Source organism: Pelagibacterium montanilacus, from assembly GCF_003992665.1.
Classification (GTDB): Bacteria; Pseudomonadota; Alphaproteobacteria; order Rhizobiales; family Devosiaceae; genus Pelagibacterium; species Pelagibacterium montanilacus.
In genome coordinates this window covers 178,194-185,944 of the sequence record NZ_RZMX01000032.1, presented here as the reverse complement: position 1 = coordinate 185,944, position 7,751 = coordinate 178,194, and the positions used below count along the sequence as shown (strand labels likewise).

Sequence of the window (7,751 nt, the reverse complement as noted above, 5' to 3'; positions counted from 1 at the left end):
TTGTACCCCGTCAGCACCAATGGCACAGATTTGAGCTTGTGATGTAAGGAGAGTTTTGGTCTCGTCGGAGTGACGAAGGAACGACGATGAGATCAAAATTCTCGAAAGCCAAAAAGCCTGCCGAGCAGGTGGTCAAGGACATCCGCCGCGCAACCCGGCGGCATTTTTCAGCAGAAGACAAGATCCGGATCGTGCTCGATGGCTTGCGTGGCGAGGACAGCATTGCCGAGCTGTGCCGCAAGGAAGGTATCGCCCAGAGCCTTTATTACACCTGGTCCAAGGAATTCATGGAAGCGGGAAAGCGTCGCCTTGCAGGTGATACCGCCCGCGCCGCCACCAGTGACGAGGTCAAGGATCTACGCCGTGAGGCCGGAGCGCTCAAGGAATGTGTTGCCGATCTGACGCTTGAAAACCGTCTGCTTAAAAAAAGCATGATCGGGGATGGGGACGACGACGCATGAGGTATCCAGCATCCGAAAAGCTCGAGATCATCAGGCTGGTCGAGCAATCCCATCTGCCAGCAACACGCACGCTCGATAAACTGGGAATTCCACGCCGGACCTTTTATCGCTGGTATGACCGCTACCTCGGTGGCGGCCCGGAGGCGCTGGAGGACAGGCCCTCGGCGCCCAGTCGGGTGTGGAACCGGATCCCGATCGATATCCATGATCAGATCATTGAGATGGCGCTTGAGCAGTCTGAACTCTCGCCTCGGGAACTGGCGGTGCGGTTTACCGACGAGAAGCGGTACTTCGTCTCTGAAGCCAGTGTTTACCGGCTTTTGAAGGCCCACGACCTGATCACCAGCCCAGCCTATGTGGTAATCAAGGCCGCCGATGCGTTCCATACCAAAACCTCCCGGCCCAACCAGATGTGGCAGACCGATTTTACCTATTTCAAGCTCATCGGCTGGGGCTGGATGTATCTCTCGACCGTGCTCGACGATTATTCCCGCTATATCATCGCCTGGAAGCTGTGCTCAACGATGCGGGCCCTGGACGTTACCGACACGCTGGACATGGCTCTGGCAGCCTCAGGGTGCGACCAGGTCAATGTCCACCACAAGCCTCGGCTGCTCAGCGATAATGGCCCGAGTTACATCGCGGGGGAGCTGGCCGACTACATCCAGGCCCAGAACATGAGCCACATCCGTGGAGCCCCCTGCCATCCCCAGACCCAGGGCAAGATCGAGCGCTGGCACCAGACACTCAAGAACCGCGTGCTACTGGAAAACTACTTCCTGCCTGGTGATCTCGAGGCCCAGATTGAGGCCTTCATCGAGCACTACAACCACCAGCGTTACCACGAAAGCCTCGATAACGTGACCCCGGCCGACGCCTACTTCGACAGGGCACAAACCATCATCAAACAGCGAGAAAGGATCAAACGACAGACCATCGAGCATCGGCGCTTGCAACACCGCAATCTCGCCGCTTAAAATCAACCCAGAGACGAGGCCAACGCTCCTCTATTCGACGCACCAAATTGCGCCAAATCATCTGACGACGGACACTCTTCGGCTTCGCCCGTGACTATAAATTGCGCCGCAATCTGGAACGAGCGGCGCGGACTTCCGCCGATCACGGCGCAGCCCGGCAGGCAAGTTGGCAGGAACTGACCGTCCGGCACATGGACGATCCGGCCAGTGGCAATTTTCTGGGGCTGTATGAAGGACTGGCTCCGGCGTTTGCGCCACCGCGCACCCCGTTCACCCTCATCGAAATGCCGCCCGGTGTGGGTAAAACAGTGAATTACGTCATCGGCTCGATACTTCATCAGGCCCGGATGGGCAAATCCTTGTTCATCCCCGATGTGAAAGGTGAGCTCGCGCCAATGCTGATGGGCGCGCTTCGCGCTATGGGGATCGAGGTATGGTGCATCAACCCGGCTGGTGCTCACAAGGAACTCTGCGGAGACACGCCGATCAATCTCTATCAGGCCGTTGTCGACGCTGCCCATGCTGACGATGCGTTCCGACAAGACACCATCAAGATGGCGCTCGACCTGGCCGAACTGCACCTGCCGGAAAGCAAGGGTGGTGAAGACCGCAATGTGTATTTCCGCAATGGGTCGCGCCGCTGCATCGCGATTACGATTCTGAGCCAGGCCTTGGTTGATCCGGCGCACTGCACACCATCGGATATCTTTGCGTTGCTCAACGACCCGACCAGCTTTCAACAGCGATTGATCTTTCTACGCCATGAACTTCCCCGCCTCATGGCCGACGACGCAATAGCGGAATTCCTCAAGGGCGAAGCTGGGGGGCTGCTCCGGTTGTTTCAGGACAATCCAGAAAATGCCTCGTCTTTTCTGGAAGGTGCAACGCAACGGCTTTTGACCTTCAATCAGGGTGGGCGGATGGCGGGCTATGGCCGAACCGCCAGCCACAACATCGCGGACATGAGACAACGACAGATCGTCGCCTTTGTCATCGCACCGCTCAGCCACGCGCGTGATTTTGCGCCGGTTGTTTCGTTGCTCACCCATAGCCTGCTTGAAACAGCGAAACGCCATCCTGCCGGGCACCCCATCCATATCGTCGGGGAAGAGGCGCTGAATTTCCGCTTTGCCGATCTGGCCTCCGATATGGAAACCATGCGTGGCCTAAAAATATCGGCGGACCTCTATATCCAGTCATTTGACGGGCTGGTGCGTAAATATGGGCGAGAGGCGGCCAGCGCCATCGAGTCCTACTGCGATGTAAAAATCTATGCGGGTCTGAACTCGCTGGCACGAGCCAAGCATGTTTCGGACACGTTGGCTGAAGCCACTATTCGCCATCAAGACTATTCCTACGGCGCGGAAGCCGATCGCATCAATATATCGAGCCGTGAACTCGGACGGCGGCTGATGACCGCCGATGAAATCCTGGCAATGGATCGAGACAAGGCATGGGTCTTCGTGCGCGGCCTGCGACCGATTCTGCTCTCCATGGTCGATTATGGCCGCGTCTTGCCATGGCAAAACGAAGTGGCCGAAAACCCACTGGAAGGTCTGCGACTGGCAGGAATCCCCGTTTTTGGCATCCACTACGCCATCGATGGCAAGCCGTCGCTCGACAAGAAGCGAACACCGAAACCAGCAAGAACGCGTCCCATCGTCTGGCCGGTACGACTTAGGCATCTCCTCTGGCTGCCGCCGGTGCTCGCGCTGCTGTTGATCAACCCAGCAGCCGTGCCAACGCCGCATCTGCGCGTGGCCGGTGTTTATGTGGGACCTTCCGCAGCGCCTTATTTCCGGAGCTGCGATTACGTCGGCCTGCATTCACGCCGAATGCGCCCGGACGATGGGCGCTGTCCACTGATTGCTTTTTTTCCTAGCCCCACAATCTCTGACGGAGCGCAGCCATGACCGCCCGATACCGTCTAAATCTCGAAGCACCTTTTCTGCACGCCACAAGCTATGACTATCGGCTCTCTCCGGCTAAAGCGTTCGAACAGGCGGCAGCTAAAGAGGGAAGCGAGGGCGCCACGACCGACACCCGTTTGCGCCGCCCGTCGCCGCAGAGCCGCGCTCAGGGCGTCGATTATGCCGGTGAAACCATGGCCCGCTACGTCAGCGGCCTGGAAACCCGGCTGGCCGTGCACATAAAAAAGCATGCGCCCAACTGGCTAGAAAAAGAAAAGCACAAAATCCTAAATCGCTGGTCTGCACCGCAGCCAAAGCCAGCGCCGAGTTGGGCGCCGCCCCCTGACCGTGAAAAGGACGCGCGCGATTATGCCAATGCGTTGCTCAAAGAGCGCTTGCGCAGCCGCATGCAAAGACTGGCCGACATCCGTATTGCCCGCACACTTGATGACGAAGCTGGACCCAGTCTTCGCCGAAGATTGCGCATGAATTCATGAGCTTAACTAACGAACTCCACTTACTATTCGCACCGCAGCACAGTTTTATTTGTCATATCGCAACTGGAAGTTGTAAAATAAATAAAGGGTAGAATAATGGACGGGAATGTCGATAATATCGATGGAAAGAATATTAAGGATACATTCAATCGGCCTGCGCGCCCCATCGTTGCCGTCGATGTGGAAAAGTACAAGGCGTATCTCGATGATCCGGCGCTGACTGACGCAGAGAAGGAAAGCTTTCTGAGCGCGCTCTGGTCAATCGTCGTTGCGTTCGTCGATCTTGGCTTTGGCGTTCATCCGCTGCAAGAGGTCTTCGAGCCGGAAGGCGGATGCACCCACAATGTGCTGCACGAAGCTTTTGACAGCGCTGAGGAGGTCGATTCAAATAATATAAGAACGAGGGGCACCGATCTACCGAGCGGTATGGAACCGGAATGAAGACGCAAGAAAAACAGTACGACAATATCAAGCACGCAGTGATCTACTGCCGCGTGTCCAGCGCCAAACAGACCGTGCGAGGAGATGGGCTCGGCTCGCAGGAAACCCGCTGCCGCGAGTTTGCAAAGTACAAGGGATACGAGGTCGTACACGTGTTCTCCGACGATGTGTCGGGTGGCTCGACGTCTCGGCCCGGCATGCAAGGCATGCTGTCGTTCTTGAGAGAGCAGCGAAAAGAACCGCATGCCGTCATCATTGACGATATCAGTCGTCTCGCGCGCGGCCTGATGGCTCACTTTGAACTGAGGGTGCAGATTGGCGATGCCGGTGGCGTTCTGGTCAGCCCTTCGATCGAATTTGGAGAGGATTCCGATTCCCAGCTCGTTGAAAACCTGCTGGCCTCTGTGTCGCAACACCAGCGCCAGAAGAACGGCGAGCAGACCGTCAACCGCATGCGGGCACGCATCCAGAACGGCTACTGGGTATTTCAGGCCCCGGTCGGCTATCGATACGAACGCGAAAGCGGGCACGGCAAAATTCTGGTTCGCGACGAGCCGAACGCCTCCATTCTACAGGAGGCTTTCGAGGGCTACGCCTCCGGACGTTTTGAAACGCAAGTTGAGGTGAAACGCTTTCTGGAACGCCAACCTAGCTTTCCTAAAGACCTTCCCAATGGCGAAATCCGTAACCAACGCGTCCACGATCTTCTGACCCGCTCCGTCTATAGCGGCTACGTCGAAGCGCCCAATTGGAGTGTTGGATTGCGAGAAGGCAAGCACGAGGGGATTATATCGCTTGAGACATTTGAGACGATACAAGCCCGGCTAAAAAGCACAGCCAAGGCTCCAGCACGCAAAGACATCAACGCCGATTTTCCGCTACGCGGCTTCATCCTTTGCGACGACTGCAACAAGCCGCTCACAGCCTGCTGGTCACAGGGCAAGAAGGAAAAGTATCCTTACTATCTTTGCGCCACGAAAGGCTGTGAAAGTTACCGGAAATCGATAAAGCGCGAAGTTCTGGAAAGCGAATTCGAATCTGCCTTGCAGCAGCTCGAACCGACCCAAAGCATGTTTGAACTGGTCAAGACCATGTTCAGCGACGCGTGGGATATGCGGCTGGCACAGGCATCACAAGCTACGAAAATACTAAAGGCCAGCATCAAGAAGCTGGACTCACAGATCGATACCTTGCTCGACCGCATCGTTGATTCCACCAGTGCAACGGCGATCACGGCCTATGAAAGAAAGATCTCGAAGCTGGAACGGGAAAAGGCATTGGCTGTGGAGAAAGTGGCCACTGCCGGTAAACCTCGGCTCACCCTGGAAGAGTCGTTCGAACACGCCCTTCAGTTTCTCTCAAGCCCTTGGTCTATATGGAAAAATTCTGATCTGATCGGCAAAAGAACCGTCCTCAGACTGGCCTTTTTGCAACCTGTTGCCTATAGCCGGAATGAAGGACTTCGAACACCTAATTTAGCCTTTCCATTCAAGGTCTTAGGTGACATTTACAGTGGAAAAAGCGAGATGGCGCGCCCGAAAGGATTCGAACCTCTGACCCCCAGATTCGTAGTCTGGTGCTCTATCCAGCTGAGCTACGGGCGCGCAGTGCCGTGTGGCACGCCGCGGATCGGGCTGTGCCCCGCGCGGCAGGGGCAACGCTTATAACGGGTCGCAGTCCAATGCAAGACCCGCGCAACCGCTCGGAGTGGATTTTCTCATGGTGCCTGCGCGCAGCGCAAAGGGGTGGCTGTGCCGCCCCGGCTGGCCGGGCAGGCTCAATGCGACCCGATTGGCAGGTCGATGGCAAAGGCGGCGCCTCCCGGAGTGTCCAGAAGCGTGATCATGCCGCCATTGGCTTCCACCAGCTCGCGCGCGATCGCGAGCCCCAGGCCCGTTCCGCCGGGCTTGGCCGAGCCCTCAAAGGCGATAAAGAGGTTCTCGCGCGCCCGGGGCGGCAGGCCCGGCCCATTGTCGGAAACCGTGATTCGCATGTTTGCGGCTCCGCGTTCGCACTCCACCCGCACCTCCGGGGCCGCGATCTTCTCGCTGGCGCCCTCGAGCGCCTCGCGCGCATTGCCGATCAGATTGGTCAGCACCCGCGCCAGATGGTCCGGATCCACGGTCAGGATGGTGTCGTCGGGCACCGCGTTGAGAAAGCTGACGCCCTCATGGGTGGTTCCGTTCAGCCCGGCGGCCAGTCCCGCTTCGACCACCAGCGCGCGCAGATCCACCGGCTCGGGGCGGGGCGGGCTCGATTGCTGGCGGCCATAGTCGAGCACCGTCTGAGCAAAGCTCGTGGCGCGATCGAGCGTCGTGACCAGCCGGGGCGCCAGCCGCTGGACCTTGGGGTCGTCCAGCGTCGCCACCTGATCCGAAAGGATCTGCGCGGCGGTGAGCATGTTGCGCAGATCGTGGTTTATCTTGGCCACGGCAAGGCCCAGGTCGGCCAGATGCCGGCGCTGGCGGAGCATGGTGAAGAGCTCGGTCTGGGTACGCGCCAGCTCGGTCTCGAGAATCCCCAGCTCGTCGCTGCGGTTCTGGTCCGGGGTGATGATCAATGTGGCGTTCTCGGGCGAGCCGCGATAGGCCAGCACCGCCTCTGTGAGCCGCTTGATCGGGCCGATCACCGCCTGCTCGGCCAGCACGTAAAGTGCGAAGGCGGTAACCCCGGCGATCACCAGCGAGACGATCAGGATGTTGCGCGCATAGGTCAGCATGTCGGCGCGCAAGGGCGCTTCTGGCATGATGACTTCCACCACCACCTCGCCCGTCCCCGGCGGCATGCCCACGATCCGGAGCGTGCGCGTCTGTCCAAAGGCCAGCGTATCGACGGCGTCGGCGATCAGGCGCAGCGGATTGCGGTCGCGCATGTCGGCGGTGTGGGCTTCAGCCGGCATCATCACCGCATCGAGCGTGATGAGGTCCGATTGCCCCTCGCGCCGATAGACGATGGCCAGCGCCCCTGCCGCCTGCAGCAGCGGGTCGGTGATCTCGCTGGGGATGTCGGAGACATCGGGCACCGCGTCGAACACCCGCACGGCGACGCCGCCCACCCGCAGGCGATCGTCCAGCCAGCTCGCGCGGTAATTGGCCAGCGAGGGCAGGAAGACCGCCACCTCCACGAGCAGGATCACCACGGCAATGGCCGTGATCAGCTTTGTCGAAAGGCTCGAGAAGGGACTGCGGCGCAGGGGCGGCGATTGCATCATGGATGCGAGCCTAGAGCGTTTCCAGGAAAAGTGGAAACACTTTTCTGGTTCGGAAACGTGACAAATCAAAGACTTAGAGCATATCCTGTTCTGATTCAATCAGAACGGGATATGTTCAAGAGCGTTTCCAGGAAAAGTGGAAACACTTTTCCGGCCCACAAGCGCGCCAAAACAAGGACTTAGAATCCCTTTTCCGGTGCGGGCCGATCAGGGACTGTCAAACCCGTTCGCCCTTGGCCGATTTGGACGAATGG

Annotated in this window: 5 protein-coding genes, 1 tRNA gene and 1 pseudogene; 5 read left to right on the top strand and 2 right to left on the bottom strand. The window is 58.5% G+C overall.

Annotated elements, in window-relative coordinates; translation table 11 throughout:
• Window positions 1–86 precede the first annotated feature (86 nt).
• From EO136_RS10935 to EO136_RS19115, 5 genes and pseudogenes are all read left to right on the top strand, one after another.
• Window positions 87–1,438, top strand: a protein-coding gene (locus EO136_RS10935) for an IS3 family transposase (RefSeq protein ID WP_127142649.1) whose coding sequence is annotated in 2 segments (ribosomal slippage) — window positions 87–423 and window positions 423–1,438 — 1,353 coding nt in all. Because the reading frame shifts where the segments join, the coding sequence is not laid out codon by codon here.
• Between the two features lie 101 nt (window positions 1,439–1,539).
• Window positions 1,540–3,351, top strand: coding sequence for a type IV secretory system conjugative DNA transfer family protein (locus EO136_RS10930; RefSeq protein WP_127144443.1), 1,812 nt, complete (start codon window positions 1,540–1,542; stop codon window positions 3,349–3,351).
• Complete coding sequence (locus EO136_RS10925; protein ID WP_127144442.1) at window positions 3,348–3,845, top strand: hypothetical protein; 498 nt, start codon at window positions 3,348–3,350, stop codon at window positions 3,843–3,845. The genes EO136_RS10930 and EO136_RS10925 overlap by 4 nt, the downstream gene beginning before the upstream one ends.
• A gap of 96 nt (window positions 3,846–3,941) precedes the next feature.
• Window positions 3,942–4,286 (top strand): hypothetical protein, encoded by a 345-nt coding sequence (locus EO136_RS10920; protein ID WP_127144441.1) that lies wholly within the window; start codon window positions 3,942–3,944, stop codon window positions 4,284–4,286.
• Window positions 4,283–5,320, top strand: a pseudogene (locus EO136_RS19115) (recombinase family protein); the annotation flags it as partial. The gene EO136_RS10920 and the pseudogene EO136_RS19115, both read left to right, overlap by 4 nt.
• Before the next feature lie 493 nt (window positions 5,321–5,813).
• On the opposite strand, the gene EO136_RS10905 reads toward EO136_RS19115, so the two are convergent.
• Window positions 5,814–5,890: transfer RNA gene (locus EO136_RS10905), tRNA-Arg, on the bottom strand.
• Window positions 5,891–6,063: 173 nt separating this feature from the next.
• Complete coding sequence (locus EO136_RS10900; protein ID WP_127144440.1) at window positions 6,064–7,497, bottom strand: sensor histidine kinase; 1,434 nt, start codon at window positions 7,495–7,497, stop codon at window positions 6,064–6,066.
• Between the last annotated feature and the right edge of the window lie 254 nt (window positions 7,498–7,751).

What these genes read in the sequence shown, in the direction of transcription:
- EO136_RS10900 (WP_127144440.1), bottom strand. Translation starts at nt 7,497, where the DNA reads ATGATGCAATCGCCGCCCCTGCGCCGCAGTCCCTTCTCGAGCCTTTCG.
- EO136_RS10920 (WP_127144441.1), top strand. Translation starts at nt 3,942, where the DNA reads ATGGACGGGAATGTCGATAATATCGATGGAAAGAATATTAAGGATACA.
- EO136_RS10925 (WP_127144442.1), top strand. Translation starts at nt 3,348, where the DNA reads ATGACCGCCCGATACCGTCTAAATCTCGAAGCACCTTTTCTGCACGCC.